This is a genomic window from Dokdonella ginsengisoli, from assembly GCF_042652785.1.
GTDB lineage: Bacteria > Pseudomonadota > Gammaproteobacteria > Xanthomonadales > Rhodanobacteraceae > Dokdonella_A > Dokdonella_A ginsengisoli.
Map to the genome: position 1 here is coordinate 255069 of NZ_JBHSHD010000010.1, position 25182 is coordinate 280250.

The following is a 25182-nucleotide window of genomic DNA, read 5'->3' on the forward strand; positions in this document are numbered from 1 at the left end:
CCTGCGCGTCCCGCCGTCAGAACATGCCGCGCACGCCGACGGTGAAATTGCGTCCGGCCAGCGGCACCAGGTCCTTGATCAGCGAGGTCGACAGCCGCGCGGTCTGGTTGGTCAGGTTGTCGGCGTTGACGAAGGCTTCCCAGCTCGAGCGGTCGTTGTTGAAGAAGCTCCACGCCACGCGGGCGTTGACCAGGGTGAAGCTCGCGGTGTCGGTCTCGAATTCGGCGGTGTGATCCTGCTCGAAGTAGTGCGTCGCGCCGAGGCTGGCGCGCCAGTCGTCGTTGCGCCAGCTCAGTTCGGTGCCGACGCGTGCCGCCGGAATGCGCGGCAGGTTGCCGCCGCCGGCCAGCGTCGCGCGCACCGTGTCGCCCCAGATGCGCCAGTCGTAGTGGCCGCTCTCGTTCTTGGCCAGGTGGAACGTGGCTTCGGCTTCGCCGCCGCGGAACTTCGCGTTGCGCTGCGACCACTGCCGCACCGGCAGGTCGTCCTCGACCAGGCCGGTGTCGGCGAGGTAGATGAAGTTGTCGTAGCGGTTGTAGTACGCGGCGATCTTCGCCTCGACCAGTTCGCTGTGGTAGTGCAGGCCGATCTCGGCCTGGTTCGCGGTTTCCTTGGACAGGTTCGGATCGCCGATCTCGTACGTGGCCGAGGCCACGTGCGGTCCGTGCGAGAAAAGCTCCTCCTCGGCCGGCGCACGCTGGGCGCGGTCGAGGTTCAGGCTCAGGTGCCAGTGATCGTCGAAGCGCCAGGCGAGGCCGGCGGAAAGGCTGAGCGGGCTGAAGTCGCGCTTGCTGCCGTTGTCGGGCGTGCTGCTCTGGCGGTCGGCGCGCGCGCCGAGCTCGGCCTTCAGCGGGCCGAATTCGCGCTGCTCGGTGACGAACACGCCCACGCCCTTGGTCGAGGTCGGCGGCACGAAGCTCTCTTCGCCGACGGCGGCGAAGTCGCGCTGGAACGCCTGCACGCCGAACGCGCCGGTCCAGCCGGCCAGCGGCGCGTGCGTGAGCTGCACACGGCCTTCGTCGGTCTTGTTGGTGAAGGTCGTGCCGGCTTCGTCGCCTTCGTATTCCACGTGCTGGTAGTCGCTGTGGCCGAAGCTGAATTCGGCCTTGTCGATGCCGGCGAACGGCGTATTGAGCGCGCCCTTCAGGTCGTAGCGCGTCTGGCCCATCGACACGCGCACGGCCGGTTCGTCCTCGAGCGGATCGCCCGGTTCGGCCGGATTGCCGTAGTTGCTCAGGTAGCGCGAGACGGACAGGCCCAGATAGCCCCAGTCGCCCAGCCACGAGCCGCCGACCGCGCCGGACTTGGTGTGCACGAAGCTGTTGTCGAGGGTGCGGCCGGGAATGTCGTAGTCGTCGGCGTGGCGGTACAGGCCGTCGGCGTGCAGGGCGAAGCCGTCGCCGCCGGCGTCGACGCGGAACATGCCGGTGCTGCCGTCGGAGACGCTGTCGTAGCCGATCTGCGTGCGGCCGGAGAAGCCGTTCGCCGGGGCGCTCTGCGGGATGCGGCCGTCGACGAGGTTGACGACGCCGCCGATCGCGCCGGAGCCGTAGAGCAGGGTGGCCGGGCCCTTGAGGATCTCGATCTGGTCGGCGAGGAACGGCTCGACGGTGACCGCGTGGTCCTGGCTCACGTTGGAGACGTCGGCCGAACCGAGGCCGTCGGCGAGCACGGCCACGCGCGAGCCGTCCAGGCCGCGGATGACCGGGCGTCCCACGCCGGCGCCGAACGCGGTGGTCTGCACGCCGGGCACGCCGGCGACGGTCTGGCCGATGGTGCCGGTGCGCGCGTCGTCGAGCTCGCTGCCGGTCAGCACGCTCACCGGCGTCACCAGCTGGTCGGCGCTCTGGCCGAGCGGAACGGCGGTGACGACGACTTCCTTGAGCTTGGCGGCCGGTTCGGCATCGGCCGGCGGAGGGGCATCCGCGGCCGGATCGGCGAAGGCGCGGGCGGACTGGACGAGGGCGAGGCCGATGCAGGCGACGAGGGCGGTCTTTTTCATGGGCAGGCAGGGCAGGTGGCGTTGGGAAAGTAATGTTATAATATTTCAGAGTCGCGACGCGCCAGTCCTGCCGGAAGTCATGGCCACGCGCTGGCGCGGTGTCGGGTTATGTTATAACGTCAGTTGGAGTACCCATGAGCAGTCCGTCGTCTCGCCCATCCTGGTTTGCTCGCTTCGCCGACCGCTTCGGGGCGACCGCGTCCTTCCTGTGCGCCGTGCACTGCGCGCTGCTGCCGCTGGTGATCGCGGTGCTGCCGATGCTCGGTCTGGGCTTCCTGGCCGACCATCGGTTCGAACGCTTCTTCGTGGCCTTCGCCGGCGTGCTGGCGCTGTCGACGCTGATCATCGGCTTCCGCCGCCACCAGCGCTTCCGCGCGTTCTGGTTCCTGCTGCCGGGCATCGTGCTGCTGGTCGCCGGCATCCTCATCGACGTCGACCACGCCACCGTGGGGCATGCCGTGCTGGTCAGCATCGGCGGCACCCTGGTCGCGCTGGCGCATCTGGTGAACCTGCGCCTGGCGCACACCCACGTGCACGACGCCGCCTGCGGGCACTGACTCCCGCCACGCGTCGCGCTGCGATTGTGTAACGCGGCGGGCGCCTCCTAGGCTTGCGGCTTCTCCGCCGCCGCGCCGCTTTTCGATGAGTCACAGCCACGATCACTCCCATGATCACGCGCACGGCCACGCCCCTGCGCAGCCGGGCGACCGTCGCGCGCGCAAGCTGCTGATCGCCTTCGCGCTGACCGCGATCACCCTGGTCGCCGAGGCGATCGGCGGCTGGCTGTCGGGTTCGCTGGCCTTGCTGGCCGACGCCGGGCACATGCTGGTCGACGCGGCGGCGCTGATGTTCGCCTGGCTCGGCGCGCACTTCGCGCGCAGGCCGGCCGACGCGCGACGCAGCTTCGGCTATGCGCGGCTGGAGGTGCTGGTCGGCTACAGCAACGCGCTGGTGCAGTTCGTGCTCGTCGCCTGGATCGCGGTCGAGGCCCTGCTGCGCCTGGCCGAGCCGCAGCCGATCCTGTCCGGCACGATGCTCGCGGTCGCCGTGGCCGGTCTGCTCGTCAACGCCTTCGTGCTGTTCGTGCTGTCCGGCCACGACCACGACGACCTCAACACGGCCAGCGCGCGGCTGCACGTGCTCGGCGACCTGTTCGGTTCGGTCGGCGCGGTGAGTGCGGCGCTGCTGATCGGCTGGCTCGGCTGGCTGTGGGCCGATGCGGTCGTCTCGATCCTCGTCTCGCTGCTGATCCTGTCCAGCGCCTGGCGGCTGCTGCGGCGCTCCGCGCACATCCTGCTCGAAGGCGCGCCGGAAGGTGTCGACGCCGATCTCGTCGGCGAAGCGCTGCAGCGCGAAGCGGTCGGCGTGAGCAGCGTGCATCACGTGCACGTGTGGCAGCTCGCCGGCGGCTATCACGTGGCGACCCTGCACGCGCAGCTGCGCGCCGGCAGCGACGCCGACGAGGCGATCCGCTCGATCCACGGCGTGCTGCGCGAGCGCTTCCGCATCGAACACGCGACGGTGCAGATCGAACGCGGCGGCTGCGCCGGCGCGGGCTGCGCGCACTGAGGCGCTTTTTGGGCTGTCAGCTGGAGCGAAGCTGCTGCAGCCAGCGCCCGGCGGCATCGCGGCCGAGGTCGCGCAGCTCGAGCAGGAAGCCCAGTTCGGTGTTCAGGCGCGTCTTGGCGCGGTATTCGCTCAGCGTGTCGCCCGGTTCGACCAGATGCAGGCGCAGCGCTTTCATGCGCCGCCCGAGAGCGCTCAGGGGCACGCTGCCGCGCAGCGCGGCCTGCGCATGGACCAGGGAATCGTATTCGCGCAGGAACGTGGTCGAGAAGCCGAGTTCGGCCACCCGTTCGGCGATTTCGCGCGCCGTCGCCGGCAGCTGCGGGCGCGACAGCGGCTGCACCAGCACGCAGACCACATGCGCCGCCGTGCAGCGGTAGACCAGCGGCTCCAGCGCCGGGTTGCCGGCGTAGCCGCCGTCCCAGTACGTCTCGTCGTCGACGACGACCGCGGCGAACAGCTGCGGCAGGCAGGTCGAGGCGAGCAGGGCGTCGATCGACAGCTCCTCGTTGCCGAACAGCTTCAGCGCGCCGTCGCGCACGCGCGTGGCGGCAACGAACAGTTTGAACGGGGCCTGCGCGCGCAGGCGTTCGAAGTCGAACAGGCGCTCGCCGAGCGCGCGCAGCGGATTGAGGCCGAGCGGATTGATCTGTTCGGGCGTGAAGTGGTTCGCCCAGCTCGACAGCAGGTTGCCGCCGAAGGCCCAGCGCAGCGGATTGGACTGCGCGGCGACCGCCTGCCACAGCGCCTCGAGCTTCGCGCGCGCGCCGTCGCGTCCGTTCTCGAGCCAGCCCTGCGCCAGCGCGAGGGCGTTCATCGCGCCGCTGCTGGTCGCGCTGACGCCGTCGATCGCCAGCGCGGGTTCTTCCAGCAGGCGGTCGAGCACGCCCCAGGTGAACGCGCCGTGCGCGCCGCCGCCCTGCAGGGCGAGGCTCAGCGGCGGCAGCGGAAGCGGCGATCCGGACATGGGCGTCGGCACGCGGAAAGCCGCGATTCTTGCATAGGCGGGACGGCCTGCTATCCTGCGCGCCCCGGATTACCTACGGATATCAAGAGCGAACATGGGCAGAGGCGACCGCAAGACCAAGAAGGGCAAGATCGCAATCCGCAGCTACGGCAACGCGCGTCCGCACGCGGCGAAGTCCGTCGCCGGCACGAAGACGGCCGTCGCCGCCAAGCCGGCTGCCAAGCCGGCGGTGAAGAAGGCCGCGCCCGCGAAGAAGGTTGCGGCGAAGAAGACCGCCTGATCCCGTCGTTTCCGGCGATCCGGCGCGCTCGTGCGCCGGACCGTCCCGGCGATCGCCGCCGCGGCAGCTGAGCCGCGATCGCTTTCCCCGGCGCCGTCGCCTGGGCGGTCTTCCCGCAGCGCCGGACGTCCGCGCGGTTCCCGACGCGCTTGCCGGCACGCTCTGGCATCGAATTTGCTTGCGCTCTGCGCATCATTCGACGCGGCCCGACCGCAGCCGCCGGAGATTCACGACCCGCCATGCTCCTCCTGCCTGCTCCCGTCGCGCGCCCGTCCTCCGCTTCGCTGCACTTCGTCGTGCGCGTGCACCGGCTGCGCACGCTCGGCCTGGGCCTGGGCGCGCTGGCCGTCGCCGGGGTCTTCCACCAGAACGGCGCCGCGTTCCAGACCTGGGCGCTGCTGCTGTTCAACGGCTTCCTCTGGCCGCACCTGGCGCGCCTGATTTCGTCGTATTCCGACGATCCGCAGCAGGCGGAGATGCGCAATCTGCTGGTCGATTCGGCGATGGGCGGCATCTGGGTCGTGCTGATGCAGTTCAACCTGCTGACCAGCGTGCTGCTGCTGACCATGCTCGCGATCGACAAGATCAGCGTCGGCGGCTGGCGTTTCCTGCGCCGCTCGATGGCGGTCGGCGCGGCGGCGGGCGCGCTGACGCTGGCCGGGTGCGTGCTGTTCGGCGACTGGACCTGGCGGCTGGACAGCACCATGCCGGCGGTGATTTCGGCCCTGCCGATGCTGGCGATCTATCCGCTGGTGATCAGCACCTCCACGCACGCGCTGGCGAGCCAGGTGCGCCGGCAGAACCGCGAACTGGAGCGGCGGGCGGCGATCGATCCGGCCACCGGATTGCTGAACCGGCCGAGCTGGGAGCGCGCCGTCGGGCGCGAGCTGGCGCTGGCGCAGCGGCACGGCCGGCCGGCTTCGCTGCTGATGATCGACATCGACCGCTTCAAGGAGATCAACGACGGCTACGGCCATCCGGCCGGCGACGAGGTCATCCGCGCCACCGCCCGCACGATCATGGCCTGCATCCGCGACGGCGACGTCGCCTGCCGCTACGGCGGCGACGAATTCGGCATCCTGCTCGCCAACGCCGGCGTCCAGGCCGCCCTGGCCACCGCCGAGCGCCTGCGCGCGCGCGTGGCGGCGACGGTATTCGCCGGCGAATCGGGGCCCAGTTGCACGCTGAGCGTGGGCGTCGCCGTGGCCTCGGCGGACGTGCCGGACGCGCGGGCCTGGATCGAGCGGGCCGACGCGGCCTTGTACCGGGCCAAGACGGCGGGCAGGGACCGGGTCTGGCGTGCTACCGAAGGGGTAGCCGAACCGGGACTTTCGTCACTTTAAAATCGGTGTTAGCACTCGTTCGATTTTGCGAGTATGATCCGCGCACTGTGTTTGCAAGGGTCACTGTGAATCGTGGCCCGATGCGGTTGATCCTCGGCGATCCGCTCCATCGATTTAGCCTCGCTAGCTCCCTGCAACCCAGTCTCGATGGGGAATGTTCCGCCATCGCGATGTCAATCGTGTTTTCAGGAGTTTTGCAAGATGTCGAATCGTCAGAACGGTACCGTCAAGTGGTTCAATGACGCCAAGGGTTTCGGTTTCATCACCCCGGAAAGCGGCCCGGACTTGTTCGTGCACTTCCGCGCCATCCAGGGCACCGGCTTCAAGTCGTTGCAGGAAGGCCAGCGCGTCAGCTTCGTCGCCGTGCAGGGTCAGAAGGGCATGCAGGCCGACCAGGTCCAGGTGATCTCCTAAGATCCCGGCAGTCCGTTTTTACTAAGAACCCCGGGCGGAAACGCCCGGGGTTTTTTTATGCGTCCGTTGCGGGACCATTGCGGACGGGGCCATTGCGGCCCGGGGCATTTCAGGTCAGCCGCCGGGTGCGTCCATCGATGACCGTGTGCGTCTGCCCGCCGACCCAGACCGCGCGGCGGCCGTCCGCGCCCGGTTCGTCGATGCGGATCGTGATCGACGCGTCGCGCCCGATCTCGCGGCCCTGGCTCACGCGATAGCCGCGGGCCAGCGCGCCGTGCGGCTCGCGCAGGGCGATCCAGGCGGCGATCAGGCCGTTGGCGGCGCCGGAGGCGGGATCCTCGACGATGCCGACGCCGGCCGGAAATGCGCGCACGACGAGGTCGTAGCCGGCGTCGGTGCCGTTCGCGCAGCGTGCGAAGGCGCACAGGCCGAGCGTGTCGGTCTCGCGTGCGAGCGTGCCGATCGAGGCGTGCTCGGGTTGCCAGCTGCGCAGCGCGGCCTCGCTGGCGAATTCGGCCACCCACCAGCGCCGGCCGCCTTCGACGCAGGCCGGCGGCAGGGCGCCGAGCGCGATGCCGCGCAGCAGGTAGGAAAGGATCGGCTCCACGTGCACGCCTTCGCGCACGACGCGCGCGCCGGGCGCCTGCACGAACAACCGGCGCCGCTCGCCTTCGCCCTCGACGCGCACCGGCAGCAGTCCGGCCGCGCATTCCTGCATGAGTACGCCGTCGCGCGCCGGCGCGAAGCCGGTTTCCAGCACCGCGTGCGCGCTGCCGATCGTCGGATGCCCGGCGAACGGGATCTCCTTGGCCGGCGTGAAGATGCGCAGGCGGTAGCTCGCCGCGGGAGTCGTCGGCGCCAGCACGAAGGTGGTTTCGACGAGGTTGGTCCAGGTCGCGAAACGCTGCAGGTCGGCGTCGCTCCAGCCGTCCGCGCCGATCACCACGCCGAGCGGATTGCCTCCGCCGGCGCGCGCGCAGAACACGTCCAGTTGCAGGTAGCGCGAAGTCGTCATCGGATGTCGTCTGGACAGGGCGGGGGAGGCGGATGATACCGTTGCCCGCAGCGCCCGCGCCGCGGCCGGATCGTCGCGCGCGGCATGCACCCGATTTCCTTCGAACCCGGAGAACGTCGATGGACAAAGCCCGTGATGTCGCCGTGATCGTCGGCAGCCTGCGCAAGGAGTCGCTGAATCGCAAGATGGCGCACGCATTGATCGCACTGGCGCCGGCGCCGCTGAAACTGGAGATCGTCGAGATCGGCGACCTGCCGCTGTACAACCAGGACCTGGAAACCTCCACGCCGCCGCCGGCGTACACGACGTTCCGCGAGCGCGTCGCGCGCGCCGACGGCGTGATCTTCGTGACCCCGGAATACAACCGTTCGACGCCCGGCGCGCTGAAGAACGCGGTCGACGTCGGCTCGCGCCCGTACGGCCACAGCGTGTGGAGCGGCAAGCCGGGCGCCGTGGTCAGCGTCTCGCCCGGCGCGATCGGCGGCTTCGGCGCGAACCATCACCTGCGCCAGTCGTTCGTGTTCCTCGACATCAAGGTGCTGCAGCAGCCGGAGATGTACATCGGCGGCGCGGACAAGCTGTTCGACGAGGCCGGCAAGCTGTCCAGCGACTCGACGCGCGAATACCTGGGCAAGTTCCTGCGCGCGTACGCGGACTGGGTCGAGCGCATCCTCGCCAAGTGAGTGCGCCGCGCCGCCGTCGCGCGGCGCTCACAGCCAGCCGCGGCGCCGGAACCAGAGCAGGGGCAGGACCACGCTGAGCACGATGGCGGTCAGCGCCAGCGGGTAGCCGTACGGGAGTTTCAGCTCGGGCATGCGCACGAAGTTCATGCCCCAGATGCCGGCCAGGATCACCGGCGGGATCGACACCACCGAGGCGACGGTCAGCAGCTTCATCACGTCGTTCTGGTCGATGTTGATGAAGCCGAGCACGGCGTCGAGCAGGAACTGCAGCTTGTCGGTCATCTGCCCGTCGAGTTCGCCGAGCGCCTCGAGATCCTTGTGCACGGTCTTCAGCCGCGCCAGCTCCGTCTTGGCGATCCACGGCGGCGCGTTTTCCTGGGTGAAGCCGACCGCGCGCGACAGTCCCGTCATGGTCTGGCGCGCACGCGTCAGGCCGCTTTCCAGGCGGCCGATTTCCGCCAGCATGCCGGTCAGGGCGCGCGTGGAGTGCCTGGCCTGGCACAGGATCCGCGTCGACAGCTCGCCGGCCTTGGCGATGATCGTTTCCAGATGATCGGCCAGCTGTCCGACCAGCGCTTCCACCAGCGCGGCGAACACCATCGCGCCGTCGGCCGGCGTCCGCGCGGCGTACACCGATTCCGCGGCGCGGGCGAAGCCGGGCGAGTCGCCGTAGCGGATCGAGACCAGGAATTTCGGCGCGACGATCAGGCCGAACGGCGATTGCGGCTGGTCGACGTCGTGCGCGAAGAACGGCACGTTGAGATGCAGCACGTCGCCGTCCAGGCGCAGGCGGCTGGACATCTCGATCGCGCGGATGCGTTCGAGCGTCGGCAGCCGGACGCCGGTGACCCGCTCGACGCGGCCGATTTCCTCGCCGCTCGGGTCGCACAGGTCGAACCACAGGCATCCCGACGTGGCGGCGTCCGCCGAATCGGCGGGCAGTGCGCGGCCGTCGCCGCCGTGGCAGGTCAGCATGCGACGCTCGGGCGATCGGCGCTTGTGGGCGACATGCGCGCCATCATATCGTGCGCCTCGCCCCGCAGTCGCAGGAAGCCGATCTACCCATGACCATCACCCTGATCATCATCGCGGTCACCAGCGTCGTCTCGTTCATGGGGTTTTCCAATACCCAGCTGATCGACCGCCTGATCCTCTGGCCGCCGGCGATCACGCGCGGCAAGGAATGGTGGCGCCTGGCCAGCTGCGGCCTGATCCACGCCGACGTCCCGCACCTGCTGTTCAACATGATCACGCTGTTCTTCTTCGGGCGCGCGATGGAAGGCTTCTACGTGAGCCGCGGCGGCGCGATCGGCTATCTGATCTTCTACGTCGGCGCGCTGGTCGTGTCGAGCCTGCCGAGCTACCTGCAGCACAAGAACGACAGCCGCTACCGCAGCCTCGGCGCGTCCGGCGCGGTGTCGGCGGTGCTGTTCGCCTACATCCTGCTGGCGCCGTGGAGCAAGATCATCGTGTTCGTGCTGCCGCTGCCGGCGATCCTCTACGCGGTGGCCTACGTCGCCTATTCGATCTACATGGACAGGCAGCGCGTCGACAACGTCAATCACAGCGCGCACCTGTGGGGTGCCGCCTACGGCGTGTTCGCCACGATCCTGATCGAACCGGGCGTGGTCGAGCACTTCCTGCGCCAGCTGACTCAGCCGTCGCTCGGCTTCGGCTGATACGCTGGCGCACCTGAGCATCGGAGATCGCCCGCCATGACCACCCACGCCGGCAGCTGCCATTGCGGCAGGATCGCCTTCGAAGTCGACGCCGAGATCAACAAGGCCATCGACTGCAACTGTTCGATGTGTTCGCGCCGCGGCGGCCTGCTGGCCTTCGTGCCGGACGCGAGCATGCACCTGAAGACGCCGGAAGACGCGCTGTCCACCTACACCTTCAACACGCACCGCATCCGCCACCACTTCTGCGCGAACTGCGGCATCGCCCCGTTCGGCCGCGGCACCGACCAGAACGGCAACGCGCTGTGGGCGATCAACGTGCGTTGCCTGCCGGACCTCGACCTCGCCACGCTGGAGATCCAGAAGGTCGACGGGCGCAAATTCTGAGCGGCGTGGCGTGCACGCGCCGCCGGAGGCTTCGGTGGTATAAGAGTTGCGTTTTCCAGCCGGCCCTTGCCGCCGGCCGGGAGGGAAGGGCGATGGCGCGAATCGTGTTGCTGCTGTGCTTGGCCGTGCTGGGCGTTTCCTCCGCCGTCGCGGCGGACGGCTACGTCACGGCGAACGTGAACCTGCGCGCCGGTCCCGATTCGGACTATCCGCGCATCACCACCCTGCCGATCGGCACGCCGGTGTCGATCCAGGGCTGCGTCGACGGATATCTGTGGTGCGACGTCGTCGGTCGCGGCGAGCGCGGCTGGGTCGCCGGCGATTACATCCAGTTCGACTACCAGAGCCACCGCGTCTACGTGCCCGAATACGGCGCGCGCATCGGCATTCCGATCATCGCCTTCGTGCTCGGCACCTACTGGGACGACCACTACCGCTCGCGGTCGTGGTATCGCGACCGGCCGTACTGGGTCGGACGCCCGCCGCCGGTGCATCGTCCGCGTCCGCCGTCGCATCGGCCGCCGGTGCACAAGCCGCGGCCCCCGGTGCGACCGCCGGCGCACAAGCCGCGTCCTCCGGTGCAGCCGCCGCGCCCGCCGGCGACGCGTCCTCCGGTCGGAACGCGTCCGCCGGGCACGTCGCGCCCGCCGGCCAGGCCGGCACCGCCGAACGCACGCCCGCCGGCGCGGCCGAATCCGCCGCCGGGCAACCGCCCGCCGTCGCAGAAGCGGCCGGCGCCGCCGCCCTCGCGGGACGGCGATCGCCGCTGAGATCGCCGCTGACCGGCGACGCCGGGCGGTTGCCCTGCCCGGATTCGGCGCGCTTGTTGTAACGTGCGAACTGCGGTGCCCGCAGGGCGCGCGCTCGCTCTTTCACGGAACTGCCTGATGTACCGTCCGCTCGCATCGCTGTCGCTGCTGCCTCTCGCGCTCGCCCTGCAATCGGCTTTCGCCGCCGACGTCGATCCCGCGCTGCGCGCCGGCGCGGCGGACGGCGCGCGCGTCGATGCGCTGATCGTGTTCGCCGATCAGTCGCGGCCGGCGCTGGCGCCGCTGGACGCGCGCGCCGGCTATCGCGAGCGCCGCCGCGCCCTGGTCGACGCCTTGCGCGGCCGCGCGCAGGTGCAACAGGCCGGCGTGCGCGCATGGCTGGACGAGCGCGGCCTCGCGTACCGGCCGTACTGGATCGCCAACCTGATCGCGGTCCGCCTCGACGCGGGCGAACTGGGCGCTGTCGCGCGTCGCGACGACGTCGCCCGCGTGGTGGCCAATCCGAGGATCGCCGCGCGCCTGCCGCAGCCGCTGCAAGGGCCTGGGCCGGCCGCGCCGCGGGCGATCGAATGGAACGTGAGCAAGATCGGCGCTCCACTGGCCTGGGAAGCGGGTTACCGCGGGCAAGGCGTGGTGATCGGCGGCGAGGACACCGGCTACCAATGGGATCATCCGGCCCTCAAGCCGCAGTATCGCGGCTGGGCCGACGGCGTCGCCGAGCACGCCTACAACTGGCACGACGCGGTCCACGACTCGAGCGGCAATCCCTGCGGCAACGATGCCCCGGCGCCCTGCGACGACCACGGCCACGGCACGCACACGGCCGGCACCTTCGCCGGCGACGACGGTGGAGACCACCGCATCGGCGTCGCGCCCGGCGCGCGCTGGATCGGCTGCCGCAACATGGACGGCGGCGTCGGCACGCCCGCCAGCTACATCGAATGCATGCAGTGGATGCTGGCGCCGACCGACGCGGCCGGCCAGAACGAAGATCCCGATCGCGCGCCGGACATTGTCAGCAATTCCTGGACCTGCACTCCGGACGAGGGCTGCACGACCGGCGCCGAGATCGCCACCGCGGTCGACAACCTCGCCGCCGGCGGCATCTTCTTCGTCGCCGGCGCGGCCAACGAAGGCCCTGCCTGCGGCTCGATCGCCCAGCCTCCGGCGATCTACGAGGCGAGTTTCGTCGTCGGCATGACCGACGCCGCCGACGCACTCGACTTTCAGTCCAGCCGCGGTCCGGTCAGCGGCACGGCGAGGGTCCGGCCCGACGTGGTGGCGCCCGGCGTGGCGATCGTTTCGAGCGTTCCGAACGACGACTATGCGGTCATGACCGGAACCAGCATGGCGACGCCGAACGTGGCCGGCGCCGCGGCCCTGCTGATGTCGGCCGATCCGACGCTGAAGGGCGATCCGCAGCGCGTCGCCGCGCTGCTGCGCGACACCGCCGTGCGCGACGGCGTGAGCGATCCCTACAACAGCGGCTGCGGTGGCCTGACGATGGCGGACTGGCCGAACTACCAGGCCGGCTACGGCCGCATCGACGTGTGGGCCGCGGTGCAGGCGGCGCTGGCCGGCGACGACGGGATTTTCGCGGATGGATTCGATGAGTGAACGAACCTCGCCCGACGAGGGCAGGCAAGCCCGCGACACGCTGGTGGTGGCGATTTCCTCGCGCGCGCTGTTCGATCTCGGCGCCAGCCACGAACTGTTCGAGCGCGAAGGCGTCGATGCGTTCGCCGAGCACCAGATCGAGAACGAGAACGAGCTGCTCGCGCCGGGCATCGCCTTTCCGCTGGTACAGAAGCTGCTGCACCTCAATCGCGCGCAGCCGGAAGCGCCACGCGTGGAGGTGATCCTGCTGTCGCGCAATTCGGCCGACACCGGTCTGCGCATCTTCAATTCGATCGAGCACTACGACCTGGGCATCGTGCGCGCCGCCTTCACGCGCGGCGAGCCGACCCTGCCGTACGTGCGCGCGTTCGGCGCCGACCTGTTCCTTTCGGCCAATCCCGACAGCGTCGCCAACGCGCTCGCCAGCGGCATCGCCGCCGCGACGATCCTGCCGTCGAAGGCGCCGCAAAGGCAGTCCGAGCAGCTGCGCATCGCCTTCGACGGCGACGCGGTGCTGTTCGGCGACGAATCCGAGCGCGTCTCGGAAGAGGCGGGCATCGATGCGTTCCACCGCCACGAGGCCGAGCGCGTGCGCGAGCCGCTGTCCGGCGGTCCGTTCCGCAGCTTCCTCGACGCGCTGCACCGGCTGCAGGCGGCGTTCCCGAGCGAGGCCTCGCCGATCCGCACCGCGCTGGTCACGGCGCGCTCGGCGCCGGCGCACAAACGCGTGATCCTGACCCTGCGCCACTGGGGCGTGCGCATCGACGAGGCGCTGTTCCTCGGCGGGCGTCCGAAGGGGCCGTTCCTCGAGGCGTTCGGCGCCGACATCTTCTTCGACGATTCCACCGTCAACGTCGAGTCCGCGCGCCAGCACGTCGCCACCGGTCACGTGCCGCGGCGGCGCCTGGCCGAGTAGTCCGGCTGCGCGGCGGCGTCGCCGCGTCGGGTATGCTTGCCGGCACGGCCGCGTCCGGTCTCCGAATCCGCAGGATCATCCGCCCGCCATGAGCGATGCATTCGACGACTTCATCATCGTCACCGAAGTCGACCGCGGCCCCGCCTTCGCGGCGGCGATCTTCGAGCGCAAGTACCGCGCGCGCGTGCCGGATTTCCGCCACCACGTGGTCGCCTTCTGGAAGCGCGCGGACGGCAGCTTCGTACCGGTCAGCTACGTGCACTTCACCGACTGGGGCGACATCATGGCGATCGGCGGCGCCTGCACGGATGGCGACCTCCTGCGCCGCATGAGCGACGCCGAGCGCGCCGAGATCGACCGCGTCGGCGGCATCAACCGCGCCGTCACGCGCTACAGCCTGGACCGTTTCGCGCCGCGCTGCGACGCGGTGTTCGGCAACTGCGGCGACGAGCGCTCCTGGGGCATCCTGTCGGGCCTGGGCTTCGAGCGCGTGCGCGATCCGCACCTGATCGCGCGCTGGTCGCGTCCGCTCGATGCGGAAAGGCAGCGCGAACTGATCGAGAAGGCCGCGGCGTTCGCGCCGTTCTAGCTTCCCGAGCAGCGGTTCACAGGCCGGCGCCGTCGCGCAGGATCCTTTCCAGCTCGCCGGGCGAGGACCAGTGGTGGCCGCAGACGTAGCGCGGCAGGGTCCATACGTCGCTGTCCGCGCGCACCGGTTGCGGATCGGTGCCGACCGCGGCGATCAGCCGGTGCTCGTGCGCGTGGCGCGGGAAGTATTCCTGCACGAGGTAGTCGTTGCTTTCGCCGTACGGGTAGGCGAACAGCGAAGTGGCCCGAGCGGGACAGTGCGCGTCGAGCCAGTCGCTGGCCTGGCGGATCTCCGCGTCGGCGTCGGCGTAGGTGTCGACCGAGCGGAAGGTGCCCTTCACCTGCGCGCGCTGCACGGTGTGGGGCAGCTCGGCGTGGTTGTGGTCCCAGCTGTGGTTCTCGATCGAGATCAGTCCGGACGCCTGCGCGGCGCGCCACCAGCCGTCGCGCATCCAGCCGCGGTCGAACAGGCAGCGCCGGTCGAGCACCGCGCGAGCCTCGGGCGAGGCGATCACGAAACTGGTCAGGTGCAGGTGCGGCTGCGCCTGGTAGCCGTGCTCGCGCCGGAAGTCGATCATCGCGTTGAACAGGCTGCGCTGGCGGCCGTGGCCGGGATAGTCGACGTCGAAGTAGTCCAGGTCCGAGCCGTCGTCGCAGGTCAGCACCACCGCGCGCGACAGGTCGCGGTCGGTGCGCCCGAGCAGCCCCTCGGCGAGCCAGCGCAGCGGCACCACGCGCAGGCCGAGCCGGTGGATCAGCCTGAGGTCGGCGGCGAAGGCGACGTGGTCGTTCTTGTCGTAGCCGGCGCCCGCGACGTTGACGGCGTGGTAGGCGAGGATGGTCGCGCGCATCGGCAAGGGCGGCCTGGGTCGTGTGCTGGGGAAAACCGCAAGGATACTCAAATGCGCCGCCGCGGACGGCACGGCCTGCGCGCCCCGTCGCGGCGGCGGTCCCGGCGGGCGCCGCGCGCGGCCGGGGCGGCGTGACCGGGTCCCCGGCCGACCGCTACAATACGCCGCTTTGCCCCGCCTTCCGGACCCCATTCATGGCCGCCACCCCGCTCAACCCCACCGACCTCTACGACGTCCGCTCCCTGCTCACCGAAGAAGAGCGCATGGTGCAGGACACCGTCGCGCGCTTCACCGACGAGCGCGTGCTGCCGATCATCGGCGACTGCTTCGACCAGGGCCGCTTCCCGACCGAGCTGATTCCGGAGATGGCCGAGCTGGGCCTGCTCGGCTCCTCGCTGCCCACCGAGTACGGTTGCGCCGGCATGAACGGCGTCAGCTACGGCCTGGTCTGCCAGGAACTGGAGCGCGGCGATTCGGGCATCCGCAGCTTCGCCTCGGTGCAGTCCTCGCTGTGCATGTACCCGATCTACGCCTACGGCAGTGAGGAGCAGCGCCAGCGCTGGCTGCCGCGGATGGCGGCGGGCGAGGTGATCGGCTGCTTCGGCCTGACCGAACCGCACGGCGGCTCGGATCCGGCCAACATGAAGACGAACGCGAAGAAGGACGGCGCCGACTGGATCCTCAACGGCGCCAAGATGTGGATCACCAACGGCAACCTCGCGCACATCGCGATCGTCTGGGCGCAGACCGAGGACGGCATCCAGGGCTTCATCGTCGAGAAGGACTTCAAGGGCTTCACCGCGCAGGAAGTGCACAAGAAGATGAGCCTGCGCGCGTCGGTGACGTCGGCGCTGTTCTTCGACAACGTGCGCGTGCCCGAAGCCAACCGCCTGCCGAACGTGAAGGGCCTGAAGGGTCCGCTCGGCTGCCTGACGCAGGCCCGCTACGGCATCACCTGGGGCCCGATCGGCGCGGCCATTGCCTGCTTCACCGAGACCACCGAGTACGCCAAGAACCGCACGCTGTTCCAGCGTCCGATCGCGGCCACGCAGGCGGTGCAGATCAAGCTCGCCGAGATGGCGCGGCGGATCACGCTGGCGCAGCTGCTGTCGCTGCAGCTCGGCCGCCTCAAGGACGCCGGCACGATGCAGCCGACCCAGGTGTCGCTGGCGAAGTGGAACAACTGCCGCATGGCGATCGACATCGCGCGCGAATGCCGCGACATCCTCGGCGGCGCCGGCATCACCACCGAGCACTGCCCGATCCGCCACGCGCTGAACCTCGAGTCGGTCATCACCTACGAGGGCACCGAGACCGTGCACCAGCTGGTGGTCGGCCGCGAAGTCACCGGCATCAACGCGTTCTGAGCGCATCGCCGTGCGCAAGGCCGCCGCGGTGTGGGCGAGCGCGCTGCTGCTGGCGGCGGCAGCGCTGGCCGCCTACCGGTTCCTCGCCGTCGACCGGGAACAGCGGCGGCTCGGCGGCGAAATCCAGGCGCTGAAGCAGGACCAGCAGCGCATGCGCCAGACGCTGGACGCGTCGCAGGAAGCGCTGGCGGCCGCCAGCGACGAGGCCAGCCTGCGCATGCGCGAGGATCTGCAGGCGGTCGCCGGCATGCGCGTGGCGATCGTCGAGTACTACCAGACCAACGGCAGGATGCCGGCGCAGCAGGCCGACGCGGGACTGCCCGCGCCGGACCACTACCGCGGCAGGACGCTGAAGTCCGCCACGGTCGCGCCCGACGGCAGCATCGATCTCGTGTTCGATGCCGCGTCCGGCGTCGACGGCGGGCGCATCCGTTTCGTCGCCGACACCACGCGCGCCGATGCGATGGGCGTGCGCTGGCGCTGCGAGACGGCCGACTATCCGCAGATCAAGCGCGTCAGCCCGCTGTGCGAATACGAGCCGCCGGTGCCGAAGATCGCCGGCGCGCCGGCAGCGCCCGGTTCCTGAGCGTTTCGTCCGAGCATCGCCCGCGCCGGCGCGCCGGACGGGCAACTGAAGTGGAGTCCCCGTGAGTCGTTCCGACATCCGCATCGAAACCGAACGCCTGGTCCTGCGCCTGCCGCGCGCGGAGGACTTCGGGCGCTACGCCGAGCTGTACGCCAGCGAGGAGGCCTCGCGCTTCATCGGCGGCACGATGCCGCGCGCCGCGGCGTGGCGCAAATTCCTGCAGATGCCCGGCGCCTGGGCCGTGCAGGGCTTCGCCATGTTCTCGGTCGAGGAAAAATCCAGCGGGCTGTGGCTCGGCCAGATGGGGCCGTGGCGGCCGGACGGCTGGCCCGGCAACGAGATCGGCTATGCGTTCCATCCGGACGCCTGGGGCCGCGGCTACGCGATGGAGTCCGCCGTCGCCTCGATCGACTGGGCCTTCGCGCAGCTCGGCTGGAACGACATCATCCACTGCATCGATCCGGACAATCTCCCCTCGCAGAAGGTCGCGCAGCGCCTGGGTTCGACGCTCAAGGGGCCCGGCCGGCTGCCCGAACCGTTCCAGGACCACCCGGTGCGCATCTGGGGCCAGCCGCGCGAGCAGTGGCTGGCCCGGCGTGCGCAGGAGCGCCAGCCGTGATCACCGTCTACGGCTACTCACCGTCGGGCAACTGCCACAAGCTGCGCATGCTGCTCGGTCATCTCGGTCGCCAGCCCGACCGGGACTTTCGCTGGATCGAGACCGACAGCGCGCACGGCGCCACGCGCACGCCGCAGTACTTGGCGAAGAACCCCAACGGCCGGGTGCCGATGATCGAACTCGACGACGGCCGCCGCATGGTCGAGTCGAACGCGATCCTCGCCTGGCTCGCCGACGGCACGCCGTACTTCGCCGGCGACGCCTGGCAGCGCGCGCAGACGCTGTCGTGGATGTTCTTCGAGCAGTACAGCCATGAACCCTACATCGCGGTCGCGCGCTTCATCTGCGGCTGGACGCCGGCCGATTCACCGCGCCGCGCCGACCTGCCGCGCCTGCGCGAGCGCGGCCACCAGGCGCTGGCGGTGATGGAGCGGCATCTGTCCGCCAGCGACTGGTTCAGCGCCACCGGCTACGGCATCGCCGACATCGCGCTGTTCGGCTACACGCACTGCGCCGCCGACGGCGGCTTCGATCTCGCCGCGTTCCCGCGCGTCGTCGACTGGCTCGAGCGCGTGCGCGCGCAGCCGGGCTTCGTGGCGATGCCGCCGATCGCGGAGGAGAATCTGGCGTTGATCGCGCGGTCTTCTTGAGACGAGTGGCTGAGTGCTCGCGCCAATGAGTTTGAATTTCACGCCGCCGCCGACGATGCGCACGAAGGTCACTCCGATCGAATCCGGCCTCGAACTGGAAATGCCTGCTCGTAGGAGCGTCTCCGCTGTCGCTTTTTCTTCGCTCTGGCTGGTGATATGGGCGGTCATCGGTTACTCCTTCGTCTCGTATCGAGGAGGTGAAGGCGAGGATTCGACCGGCGGTTCGTTGGCGATGCTGCTTCTATGGTCCGCCTTAGGGGCACCAGCGATTTTTGCTTGGCTCTGGAACATCATGGGCAAAGAGCGCCTTTGCCTGAGTCCGAACAGGATTTCTTTTCGATTGGAAATGCTTCGGATGGGCATAGGCAATCACTATGATCCATCTCTTGTTCGCAATTTTCGCGCCGTGGATGTTCCAGCAACGACCGCGGCATGGTTTTGGACCTCGCCCGTCACGATAGTCGCAGGCGGACCACTGGCATTCGATTATGGTGCGAGAACCGTTCGCTTGGGCGCGGGCATCGACTATGCCGAGGCAGTCGAACTCGCAAGAAGAATCACCACGGCCGCAACTTGGTTGAACTCCGAACACTGACCCCATGAACGCCATCCCCAACCCAATCCCCGCTCGCCACAAGAACGTCAACCGTGCCGAAGTCTGCGACCAGAACTTCGCCGAGTTCGTGCAGAACTGGCAGGGCCAGCCCTCGGCCCTCGGCCCTCAGCCCTCGGCCCCCGTGCTGCCGGGCAGCCTGTGCACCGCGCGCGATTTCCTCGCGCTGTTCGAATCGCAGCTGGTCTCGCGCCACCTCGACCTGATGGCGCGCGTGCTGCGCGTGAAGAACAAGGTGTTCTACACGATCGGCTCGAGCGGCCACGAAGGCAACGCGATGGTCGCGCGGCTGACGCGCCATACCGATCCGGCCTTCCTGCACTACCGCAGCGGCGCGTTCATGGCCGAGCGCTTCCGCAAGCTGCCGGGCATGGACCCGATCATGGATTCGGCGCTGTCGTTTGCCGCGAGCAAGGACGATCCGGCTTCCGGCGGCCGCCACAAGGTGTGGGGCAGCAAGCCGCTGTGGGTGCTGCCGCAGACCTCGACCATCGCCTCGCACCTGCCCAAGGCGCTCGGCACCGCGGTGGCGATCGAGCAGGCGCGGCGCATCGGGCACGCGCTGCCGGTGCCGGAAGATTCGATCGCGATCTGTTCGTTCGGCGACGCCTCGGCCAACCACGCCACCGCGCAGACCGCGTTCAACGCCGCCGCCTGGACTGCGTACCAGAAGCTGCCGGCGCCGGTGCTGTTCGTGTGCGAGGACAACGGCATCGGCATCTCGGTGAAGACGCCGAACGACTGGATCCGCGCCAGCTTCGGCGGCCGCCGCGATCTCGACTACTTCTACGCCGACGGCCTCGACCTGGCCGAAGGCTTCGAGCAGGTGGCGCGCGCCGTGCACCACTGCCGCACGACGCGGCGGCCGACCTTCCTGCACCTGCGCACCACGCGCATCATGGGCCACGCCGGCACCGACTTCGAGATCGAGTGGCGCAGCGTCGAGGAACTGGTCGCGGTCGAGGCCACCGATCCGCTGCTGCGCTCGGCGGCGATCGCGCTGGAGTCGGGCCTGCACACGAAGGAATCGCTGCTGGCGCAGTACGAGGACGTGCGCAAGCGCTGCTTCGCCGCCGCCGAGGAAGCCGACCGCCGGCCCAAGCTCGACCGGCTCGACGACGTGATGGCGCCGCTGGCGCCGTACACGCCGGAAAAGGTCGCCGCCGAAGCCGTGCGCGCCGACTACGCGGTCAAGCGCGCGGCCGTGTTCGGCGCCGACAAGCTGCCGGAGAACCTGCCGCCGCGGCACCTGGCGATCCAGATCAACAACGCGCTGCACGACCTGTTCTGCAAGTATCCCGAGACGCTGCTGTTCGGCGAGGACGTGGCGCAGAAGGGCGGCGTCTACACGGTCACCAAGGGCCTGCACAAGGCGTTCAAGAACGCGCGCGTGTTCAACACGCTGCTCGACGAGACGATGATCCTCGGCCTGGCCCAGGGCTACGCCAACATGGGCATGCTGCCGGTGCCGGAGATCCAGTATCTGGCGTACTTCCACAATGCCTGCGACCAGATCCGCGGCGAGGCGGCCAGCCTGCAGTTCTTCTCCAACGACCAGTACCGCAATCCGATGCTGGTGCGCATCGCCGGGCTCGGCTACCAACGCGGCTTCGGCGGGCATTTCCACAACGACAACTCGATCGCCGCGCTGCGCGACATCCCCGGCATCGTGGTCGGCTGCGCCAGCCGCGGCGACGACGCGGCGACGATGCTGCGCACCTTGGCGGCGCTGGCCAAGGTCGACGGCCGCGTGGCGATCTTCCTCGAGCCGATCGCGCTGTACATGACCAAGGACCTGTACGAAGCCGGCGACGGCCAGTGGCTGACCTCGTATCCGCCGCTGGACCAGGCGATGCCGCTCGGCGAGGGCCGCATCTACGCAGAGGACGCGGAGGACCTGGTGATCTTCACCTACGGCAACGGCGTGCCGATGAGCCTGCGCGCGGCGCGCGAGATCGAGAAAAAGCTCGGCTGGAAAGTACGCACGGTCGACCTGCGCTGGCTGGTGCCGCTCAACGAGGCCTTCATCGCCGGGCAGGCGAAGAACGCCAGGCGCATCCTGGTCGTCGACGAGGGCCGTCATTCGGCCGGTGTCGGCGAGGGCGTCGTCACCGCGATCGTCGAAGGCGGCCACGGCGCCACACCGCTGCGCCGCGTGGTCGGCGCGGACACCTACACGCCGCTGGCCGGCGCAGCTTTCCTGGTGCTGCCGGGCGACGCCGACATCGTCGCGGCGGCCGAAGCGTTGCGCTGAGCGCGGCGGTCGCGGACGCGCCGGCGCCCTGCGGCCGGCGCGAGTTCGGCGGCGCGCGCGGTGGGTTCAATCCGGACGCGCGTCGCCGGTGGCATCCAGGTTCAGCGTCATGAAGACGCTGTTGGGATCGGCGGCGTAGTCGCCGAACGGCGCGCAATCGACGAAGCCGTGGTTCCGGTACAGCGCGCGGGCCGGCTCGAAGTAGGCCCACGACCCGGTTTCCAGGCTGACCTGCCGCATGCCGCGGCGACGCGCGACGTCGAGCAGGTGACGCAGCATCGTGCTGCCGACGCTGCGGCCGCGCGCGCGCTGCGCCACGTGCATGGACTTGATCTCGCCGTGCTCGGGCGACAGCGTGCGCAGGGCGCCGATGCAAAGCAGGTCGTCTCCCGACCAGGCCGCGCAGAGCCGGATGTCCGGCGCGCGCAGGCTGGAAAGATCGAGCGCATGCGCGCTGCCCGGCGCGGTTTGCGCGCGGGCCGTGGCGTAGTGGGTTTCGAGCAGGGCGACGACGCGGCCGTCGTTCAGATCCGCCGTCACGATGCGCAGCGGCTGGTCGAAGGTGGCTGGCATGCGAAGGAATCCTGCGGAGCGGGATCGTGCCGGAACGCCGGCCTGCGAGCCGGTGCGAATGCGCCCGCCGACGGCTTCAATCGAAGCCGTTGGCGAACACCGCGTCGAAGCCGCCCGGCGGCAGGTCGCTGCCCTGGAAGATGCCCAGCGGCGTGTAGTTCGAATAGCCCGGAAAGGCGTAGTAGATGTTCGAGTTGTGCAGTCGCCGGATCAGCGCCTCGGACAGCACGCTGCGGTAGTCGGTGGTGACCATCACGTCGGCGCCTTCGAACATCTGGTCGCCGGCGAGTCCGGCGAACTCGCCGAAGGTGCGGCCGCCGTTGACCGATCCGCCGAGCGCGAGCATGACGTTGCCGTAGCCGTGGTCGGTGCCCTGGTCGTCGTTCTCCTGCACGCGGCGGCCGAATTCGCTCATCGCCACCGTGCTGACGCGCTGCGCGTAGTTGCCCGCGTCGTTGGCGAGGTCGGCCTGGAACGCGCCGAGCCCGCGCGAGAGGCGGGCGACGATCTCGCCGAAGAAGTAGTTCTGTCCGTTGTGCGTGTCCCAGCCGCCGAGGTCGATCGCCGCGTAGCGCAGGCCGACGTCGAGCTTGATCAGCTGCGCCAGCATGCGCAGCTGCTGCGAGAACGCGTCGCCCGGGTCGTAGTTGGCGCCGGCGGCCGGCACGTAGCCGTCGAAGTCGATGCCGCGGATCACCTGCAGCGCGTCGAGCGTCTGCCGGCCGGCCGCCTCGAGGCTGCTGCTGCCCGACCACAGCTGCGGCAGCGCGGCCAGCATGCCGTGCACGCCGTCCGGCGCGTCGCCGGCGTAGTCGGGGCTGACGTTCCACGCCCAGTTGCCGGTGTCGATGCGGAAGTCGCCGCCGCTGGCCATCGTGATCGCCTCGGTGCTGCCGAGCAGGCTGGTCGAGGTCAGGCTGCCGACCGACAGCGCCGGAATCATCACGTCCGGCGGCAGCGTGGTGCTGGCCAGCGCGCGCGTGATCCAGCCGATGCCGCCGCCCTGGCCGGCGAGGCCGACTTCCATGTTGACCTGAGCGTCGAAGTGGCTGCGCGTGACCGGCGCCGGCATGCCCGCGCCGAGCACGACGGCGAGGCGGTTCTGGTTGTACAGCGCCTGCAGTTCGGGCGCGCGCGGATGCACCTGCCACTGGCCGTCGCCGCCGAGCGCCAGGCCGGCGCCCTCGCCGGACAGGGCGATGCGCGTCGCGTTGCGCGCCTGCTCGTAGCGGCCGCGTTCGGCGTTGCTCGCGCCCGGGGAGATCAGGCTGAGCCCGTCCATGCCGCCGCGCAGGAACACCACCACGAGAGTGTCGTAGTCGTTGGCGGCGGTCGCGCCGAACACCAGGCGCGTGCCCGGCACGGTGCCGGCGACCAGGCCGCTGGCGCAGCAGGCCTTGAGGAAATCACGGCGATCGATGTGGGTCATGGTTGTTTCCTGGTGCGATCGTCCGTGATCGCCGCGGTTTTGACGGCTCATGGTGTACGGGTAAGAAGATGACTTCGGAGGATCTACCCGCGGCCATCTATGGCCGCACTTCTCAATTAGCGGGCGAAGAAATCGGGACTGCACAGGATCAGCGCGACCGTCGAGCGCAGGCGGTCCTGCGTGTAGTGCTTCTTCAGGTCGTTAGCGGCCCAGTCGTTGTGCTCGAGGTCGAGCGCTTCGTCGGCGGTCGCGTTCTGGCGCAGGAAATCGACCGCCTTGCCGCGCACCGGTTCGGGCCGCGAGCCGAGGATGCGGTCACACCAGTAGCCGACGACCGCGTTCGCGCTGCGGCCGCCGGCGGCGATCGCGGCGTTGGTCTGCGCGACGACGTCGGCGACGTACGGATAGGTGTCGTCGTAGCCGACCTGCTGGCGCACCGTGGTCAGGCGCGTGAGCAGCTTCCAGCTCATCGCCAGTGCGCCGGTGCTGCTCCAGGCCGAGGCCTGGTCCGGATAGCCGTTCGGCGCCGGCCAGTAGAACAGGCGGTGGCCGGCCTGCTGCAGGCGCGAGGCGAGCTCGTCCGAGGTCGGCCATTCGTCCGGATAGTCGCGCGTGGTCGGCGTGAAGTCGGCGTCGAGCGCGCGCAGCGCGCCGGCGAAGCTGTTGAACGGCCGCTTGACCTTGCCGCCCCAGGCGTTCTTGAACGCATCGGAGACGAGGATCGCGCGCACGACCTGCGCGATCTGGTCGGCCGCTCCGGCCTGCGCGGTGAACAGCGCCGCGGCGCTGTCGACCAGGCTCGACGGCGGGTTGTCGCCGACCAGGCGCCGGCACAGCTTGCGCACGACGTGGCGCGCGGTGTTCGGATGCGCGCACAGGCGGTCGAACACGTCGAAGCCGTCCTGCATCGCCGGCTGGTCCGGCGGCAGGTAGCGGCCGAGGAAGATCTTGTTGCGGCGATCGTGCCACTCGCTGCGGTAGACGAAGGTGCCGTCGTCGTCGGCCGGAAACTGCCAGTTGCCGTCCTTGATCGTCCATCCGGTCAGCGCGGCGGCGGCCTCGTAGACGTCGTTGTCGACGTAGCCCTGCGGGAAGCCGCCTTCGCAGTGGATGTCCGAATCCAGGCACGGCACGCCGAGCGGATCGGTCGGGCCGAAGTAGTGTTCGGCGCCGAGCGTGTGCAGTTCGAGCAGCTCGCGCGCGTAGTTCTCGTTCGGACCGGCGCGCGTGCTGGCGTAGAGGTCGAGCGAGTACATCATCGTCGTCGAGCGGCAGACCTGCTCGAGCATCTGGCGGAAGTTGCCGAACGCGTTCGTGCGCAGTCCGCGGTCGAGGTCCGGGAACAGCGGCGCGCCGTCGTAGTCCCAGCCGAACACGCTGAAGTGGTCGTGCCAGAAGTCCACCAGCACCTCGAACAGCTGGCGCTCGCTGTAGACGGCGCGGATGGTCGTCGCGCATTCGGCTTCGGCGACCGGCAGCATGCGCGTGGCGTAGTCGCCGGTATCGTGGTGGTCGGCCCACAGCTGCGGCAGCGTTTTGTTCAGCGTGAGGAAACCGGCCGAGGCCAGGCGCGACTCGCAGGCGGCGTCGGCGATCGCCGACGGATTGAGCTGCCAGTCGACCCAGTTCTGCCAGCGCGCGTCGTCGTTGGCGCCGGGGCGGGCGTCGAACGCGGTTTTGGCGCGCGCCGAATAACCGAACGTCGCCTTCTGCAGCCAGCGCACCGGCGACGGCGGCGTACTGGCGAAGGGCACCACCGGTCCGGCGGCGAGCGCCGACTGGGCGGAGCGGCGCATGGCGGCTCGCGGCCGGCCGACGGCGGCGGACAGGGCGGTGAACAGGCGGCGGCGCGAAGCGAGCGAAACGGACGCGGCGGTCATGGCGGAATCCCGTGCCGATGGGTGGCGAGAAACAGTCGGCCAAGCATAGGCGGCCGATTTGACGCGATTTGTGACGGCCGGCTCAGCCGTCCGGCGCTGTGCCGCGGCTTGCGGGACGGGCGCAGCGCGGGCG

Annotated in this window: 26 protein-coding genes; 18 read left to right on the forward strand and 8 right to left on the reverse strand. The window is 69.8% G+C overall.

The features are described from left to right. Window positions 1-16: 16 nt before the first annotated feature. On the reverse strand, window positions 17-2002 hold the full coding sequence (locus ACFO6Q_RS13390; RefSeq protein WP_380021607.1) for a TonB-dependent receptor: 1986 nt from the start codon (window positions 2000-2002) through the stop codon (window positions 17-19). Between the two features lie 134 nt (window positions 2003-2136). On the opposite strand from ACFO6Q_RS13390, the gene ACFO6Q_RS13395 reads away from it, so the two are divergent. Together ACFO6Q_RS13395 and ACFO6Q_RS13400 are read left to right on the forward strand one after the other, a co-directional pair. Beyond that, window positions 2137-2559 (forward strand): MerC domain-containing protein, encoded by a 423-nt coding sequence (locus ACFO6Q_RS13395; RefSeq protein ID WP_380021608.1) that lies wholly within the window; start codon window positions 2137-2139, stop codon window positions 2557-2559. 85 nt (window positions 2560-2644) lie between these two features. Beyond that, window positions 2645-3571 (forward strand): cation diffusion facilitator family transporter, encoded by a 927-nt coding sequence (locus tag ACFO6Q_RS13400; protein ID WP_380021609.1) that lies wholly within the window; start codon window positions 2645-2647, stop codon window positions 3569-3571. Between the two features lie 16 nt (window positions 3572-3587). On the opposite strand, the gene ACFO6Q_RS13405 is transcribed toward ACFO6Q_RS13400, so the two are convergent. After that, window positions 3588-4535 carry a patatin-like phospholipase family protein gene (locus ACFO6Q_RS13405; protein ID WP_380021610.1) on the reverse strand — a complete coding sequence of 316 codons (948 nt, stop codon included), beginning with the start codon at window positions 4533-4535 and terminating at the stop codon, window positions 3588-3590. A 94-nt stretch (window positions 4536-4629) separates the two neighbouring features. Between ACFO6Q_RS13405 and ACFO6Q_RS13410 the strand changes: the two genes are divergently transcribed. From ACFO6Q_RS13410 to ACFO6Q_RS13420, 3 genes are all read left to right on the forward strand, one after another. Then, the gene (locus tag ACFO6Q_RS13410; RefSeq protein ID WP_380021611.1) at window positions 4630-4815 is read left to right on the forward strand and encodes a 30S ribosomal protein THX; all 186 of its coding nucleotides are present in this window, start codon (window positions 4630-4632) and stop codon (window positions 4813-4815) included. A 239-nt stretch (window positions 4816-5054) separates the two neighbouring features. Continuing rightward, a complete protein-coding gene (locus tag ACFO6Q_RS13415; protein WP_380021612.1) occupies window positions 5055-6158 on the forward strand; it encodes a sensor domain-containing diguanylate cyclase in 1104 nt (367 codons plus the stop codon). A gap of 201 nt (window positions 6159-6359) precedes the next feature. Then, window positions 6360-6572, forward strand: coding sequence for a cold-shock protein (locus tag ACFO6Q_RS13420; RefSeq protein ID WP_380021613.1), 213 nt, complete (start codon window positions 6360-6362; stop codon window positions 6570-6572). A 109-nt stretch (window positions 6573-6681) separates the two neighbouring features. Here the strand turns inward: ACFO6Q_RS13420 and ACFO6Q_RS13425 are convergent, their stop codons facing one another. Beyond that, window positions 6682-7587 (reverse strand): PhzF family phenazine biosynthesis protein, encoded by a 906-nt coding sequence (locus ACFO6Q_RS13425; protein ID WP_380021614.1) that lies wholly within the window; start codon window positions 7585-7587, stop codon window positions 6682-6684. A gap of 119 nt (window positions 7588-7706) precedes the next feature. Between ACFO6Q_RS13425 and ACFO6Q_RS13430 the strand changes: the two genes are divergently transcribed. After that, window positions 7707-8270 (forward strand): NADPH-dependent FMN reductase, encoded by a 564-nt coding sequence (locus ACFO6Q_RS13430; RefSeq protein WP_380021615.1) that lies wholly within the window; start codon window positions 7707-7709, stop codon window positions 8268-8270. A gap of 27 nt (window positions 8271-8297) precedes the next feature. Here the strand turns inward: ACFO6Q_RS13430 and ACFO6Q_RS13435 are convergent, their stop codons facing one another. Continuing rightward, window positions 8298-9245: a CorA family divalent cation transporter gene (locus ACFO6Q_RS13435; protein WP_380021616.1), complete on the reverse strand. Its 948-nt coding sequence runs from the start codon at window positions 9243-9245 to the stop codon at window positions 8298-8300. An 89-nt stretch (window positions 9246-9334) separates the two neighbouring features. Between ACFO6Q_RS13435 and ACFO6Q_RS13440 the strand changes: the two genes are divergently transcribed. The 6 genes from ACFO6Q_RS13440 to ACFO6Q_RS13465 all read left to right on the forward strand — a co-directional run bounded on the left by ACFO6Q_RS13440 (window position 9335) and on the right by ACFO6Q_RS13465 (window position 14228). Further along, a complete protein-coding gene (locus ACFO6Q_RS13440; RefSeq protein ID WP_380021617.1) occupies window positions 9335-9949 on the forward strand; it encodes a rhomboid family intramembrane serine protease in 615 nt (204 codons plus the stop codon). 36 nt (window positions 9950-9985) lie between these two features. After that, window positions 9986-10336, forward strand: coding sequence for a GFA family protein (locus ACFO6Q_RS13445; RefSeq protein WP_380021618.1), 351 nt, complete (start codon window positions 9986-9988; stop codon window positions 10334-10336). A 92-nt stretch (window positions 10337-10428) separates the two neighbouring features. Then, the gene (locus tag ACFO6Q_RS13450; RefSeq protein ID WP_380021619.1) at window positions 10429-11106 is read left to right on the forward strand and encodes an SH3 domain-containing protein; all 678 of its coding nucleotides are present in this window, start codon (window positions 10429-10431) and stop codon (window positions 11104-11106) included. A 117-nt stretch (window positions 11107-11223) separates the two neighbouring features. Further along, window positions 11224-12723 carry a S8 family serine peptidase gene (locus ACFO6Q_RS13455; protein ID WP_380021620.1) on the forward strand — a complete coding sequence of 500 codons (1500 nt, stop codon included), beginning with the start codon at window positions 11224-11226 and terminating at the stop codon, window positions 12721-12723. Then, window positions 12716-13639 carry a 5'-nucleotidase gene (locus tag ACFO6Q_RS13460; RefSeq protein WP_380021621.1) on the forward strand — a complete coding sequence of 308 codons (924 nt, stop codon included), beginning with the start codon at window positions 12716-12718 and terminating at the stop codon, window positions 13637-13639. Before ACFO6Q_RS13455 ends, ACFO6Q_RS13460 begins: the two co-directional genes overlap by 8 nt. 88 nt (window positions 13640-13727) lie before the next feature. Beyond that, window positions 13728-14228, forward strand: a complete 501-nt coding sequence (locus ACFO6Q_RS13465; RefSeq protein WP_380021622.1) for a hypothetical protein — start codon at window positions 13728-13730, stop codon at window positions 14226-14228. A gap of 16 nt (window positions 14229-14244) precedes the next feature. Here ACFO6Q_RS13465 and ACFO6Q_RS13470 read toward each other — a convergent pair whose 3' ends face one another. Further along, the gene (locus ACFO6Q_RS13470) at window positions 14245-15078 is read right to left on the reverse strand and encodes a polysaccharide deacetylase family protein (RefSeq protein WP_380021623.1); all 834 of its coding nucleotides are present in this window, start codon (window positions 15076-15078) and stop codon (window positions 14245-14247) included. A 194-nt stretch (window positions 15079-15272) separates the two neighbouring features. Between ACFO6Q_RS13470 and ACFO6Q_RS13475 the strand changes: the two genes are divergently transcribed. The 6 genes from ACFO6Q_RS13475 to ACFO6Q_RS13500 all read left to right on the forward strand — a co-directional run bounded on the left by ACFO6Q_RS13475 (window position 15273) and on the right by ACFO6Q_RS13500 (window position 21167). Beyond that, entirely contained in the window at window positions 15273-16445 is a 1173-nt protein-coding gene (locus ACFO6Q_RS13475; protein WP_380021624.1) for an acyl-CoA dehydrogenase family protein, read from the forward strand. A 10-nt stretch (window positions 16446-16455) separates the two neighbouring features. Further along, window positions 16456-17031 (forward strand): pilin, encoded by a 576-nt coding sequence (locus ACFO6Q_RS13480; protein ID WP_380021625.1) that lies wholly within the window; start codon window positions 16456-16458, stop codon window positions 17029-17031. Between the two features lie 61 nt (window positions 17032-17092). After that, the gene (locus ACFO6Q_RS13485) at window positions 17093-17650 is read left to right on the forward strand and encodes a GNAT family N-acetyltransferase (RefSeq protein WP_380021626.1); all 558 of its coding nucleotides are present in this window, start codon (window positions 17093-17095) and stop codon (window positions 17648-17650) included. Further along, window positions 17647-18300, forward strand: a complete 654-nt coding sequence (locus tag ACFO6Q_RS13490; protein ID WP_380021627.1) for a glutathione S-transferase family protein — start codon at window positions 17647-17649, stop codon at window positions 18298-18300. The genes ACFO6Q_RS13485 and ACFO6Q_RS13490 overlap by 4 nt, the downstream gene beginning before the upstream one ends. Window positions 18301-18325: 25 nt before the next feature. Further along, window positions 18326-18895, forward strand: coding sequence for a hypothetical protein (locus ACFO6Q_RS13495; protein WP_380021628.1), 570 nt, complete (start codon window positions 18326-18328; stop codon window positions 18893-18895). Window positions 18896-18899: 4 nt separating this feature from the next. Further along, a complete protein-coding gene (locus tag ACFO6Q_RS13500; protein ID WP_380021629.1) occupies window positions 18900-21167 on the forward strand; it encodes a thiamine pyrophosphate-dependent enzyme in 2268 nt (755 codons plus the stop codon). 66 nt (window positions 21168-21233) lie between these two features. Here ACFO6Q_RS13500 and ACFO6Q_RS13505 read toward each other — a convergent pair whose 3' ends face one another. The 3 genes from ACFO6Q_RS13505 to ACFO6Q_RS13515 form a co-directional block, all read right to left on the reverse strand. Further along, window positions 21234-21740 carry a GNAT family N-acetyltransferase gene (locus tag ACFO6Q_RS13505; RefSeq protein WP_380021630.1) on the reverse strand — a complete coding sequence of 169 codons (507 nt, stop codon included), beginning with the start codon at window positions 21738-21740 and terminating at the stop codon, window positions 21234-21236. A gap of 76 nt (window positions 21741-21816) precedes the next feature. Beyond that, on the reverse strand, window positions 21817-23169 hold the full coding sequence (locus ACFO6Q_RS13510) for a DUF1501 domain-containing protein (protein ID WP_380021631.1): 1353 nt from the start codon (window positions 23167-23169) through the stop codon (window positions 21817-21819). 116 nt (window positions 23170-23285) lie between these two features. Beyond that, window positions 23286-25049 carry a DUF1800 domain-containing protein gene (locus tag ACFO6Q_RS13515; RefSeq protein ID WP_380021632.1) on the reverse strand — a complete coding sequence of 588 codons (1764 nt, stop codon included), beginning with the start codon at window positions 25047-25049 and terminating at the stop codon, window positions 23286-23288. Window positions 25050-25182: the final 133 nt, after the last annotated feature.

Coding starts and splice junctions, on each gene's coding strand:
- ACFO6Q_RS13515 (WP_380021632.1), bottom strand. CDS start 25,049: ATGACCGCCGCGTCCGTTTCGCTCGCTTCGCGCCGCCGCCTGTTCACC.
- ACFO6Q_RS13455 (WP_380021620.1), top strand. CDS start 11,224: ATGTACCGTCCGCTCGCATCGCTGTCGCTGCTGCCTCTCGCGCTCGCC.
- ACFO6Q_RS13435 (WP_380021616.1), bottom strand. CDS start 9,245: ATGCTGACCTGCCACGGCGGCGACGGCCGCGCACTGCCCGCCGATTCG.
- ACFO6Q_RS13470 (WP_380021623.1), bottom strand. CDS start 15,078: ATGCGCGCGACCATCCTCGCCTACCACGCCGTCAACGTCGCGGGCGCC.
- ACFO6Q_RS13500 (WP_380021629.1), top strand. CDS start 18,900: ATGAACGCCATCCCCAACCCAATCCCCGCTCGCCACAAGAACGTCAAC.
- ACFO6Q_RS13460 (WP_380021621.1), top strand. CDS start 12,716: ATGAGTGAACGAACCTCGCCCGACGAGGGCAGGCAAGCCCGCGACACG.
- ACFO6Q_RS13495 (WP_380021628.1), top strand. CDS start 18,326: ATGAGTTTGAATTTCACGCCGCCGCCGACGATGCGCACGAAGGTCACT.
- ACFO6Q_RS13420 (WP_380021613.1), top strand. CDS start 6,360: ATGTCGAATCGTCAGAACGGTACCGTCAAGTGGTTCAATGACGCCAAG.
- ACFO6Q_RS13405 (WP_380021610.1), bottom strand. CDS start 4,535: ATGTCCGGATCGCCGCTTCCGCTGCCGCCGCTGAGCCTCGCCCTGCAG.
- ACFO6Q_RS13510 (WP_380021631.1), bottom strand. CDS start 23,169: ATGACCCACATCGATCGCCGTGATTTCCTCAAGGCCTGCTGCGCCAGC.
- ACFO6Q_RS13440 (WP_380021617.1), top strand. CDS start 9,335: ATGACCATCACCCTGATCATCATCGCGGTCACCAGCGTCGTCTCGTTC.
- ACFO6Q_RS13465 (WP_380021622.1), top strand. CDS start 13,728: ATGAGCGATGCATTCGACGACTTCATCATCGTCACCGAAGTCGACCGC.
- ACFO6Q_RS13505 (WP_380021630.1), bottom strand. CDS start 21,740: ATGCCAGCCACCTTCGACCAGCCGCTGCGCATCGTGACGGCGGATCTG.
- ACFO6Q_RS13450 (WP_380021619.1), top strand. CDS start 10,429: ATGGCGCGAATCGTGTTGCTGCTGTGCTTGGCCGTGCTGGGCGTTTCC.
- ACFO6Q_RS13445 (WP_380021618.1), top strand. CDS start 9,986: ATGACCACCCACGCCGGCAGCTGCCATTGCGGCAGGATCGCCTTCGAA.
- ACFO6Q_RS13395 (WP_380021608.1), top strand. CDS start 2,137: ATGAGCAGTCCGTCGTCTCGCCCATCCTGGTTTGCTCGCTTCGCCGAC.
- ACFO6Q_RS13475 (WP_380021624.1), top strand. CDS start 15,273: ATGGCCGCCACCCCGCTCAACCCCACCGACCTCTACGACGTCCGCTCC.
- ACFO6Q_RS13430 (WP_380021615.1), top strand. CDS start 7,707: ATGGACAAAGCCCGTGATGTCGCCGTGATCGTCGGCAGCCTGCGCAAG.
- ACFO6Q_RS13410 (WP_380021611.1), top strand. CDS start 4,630: ATGGGCAGAGGCGACCGCAAGACCAAGAAGGGCAAGATCGCAATCCGC.
- ACFO6Q_RS13425 (WP_380021614.1), bottom strand. CDS start 7,587: ATGACGACTTCGCGCTACCTGCAACTGGACGTGTTCTGCGCGCGCGCC.
- ACFO6Q_RS13415 (WP_380021612.1), top strand. CDS start 5,055: ATGCTCCTCCTGCCTGCTCCCGTCGCGCGCCCGTCCTCCGCTTCGCTG.
- ACFO6Q_RS13400 (WP_380021609.1), top strand. CDS start 2,645: ATGAGTCACAGCCACGATCACTCCCATGATCACGCGCACGGCCACGCC.
- ACFO6Q_RS13390 (WP_380021607.1), bottom strand. CDS start 2,002: ATGAAAAAGACCGCCCTCGTCGCCTGCATCGGCCTCGCCCTCGTCCAG.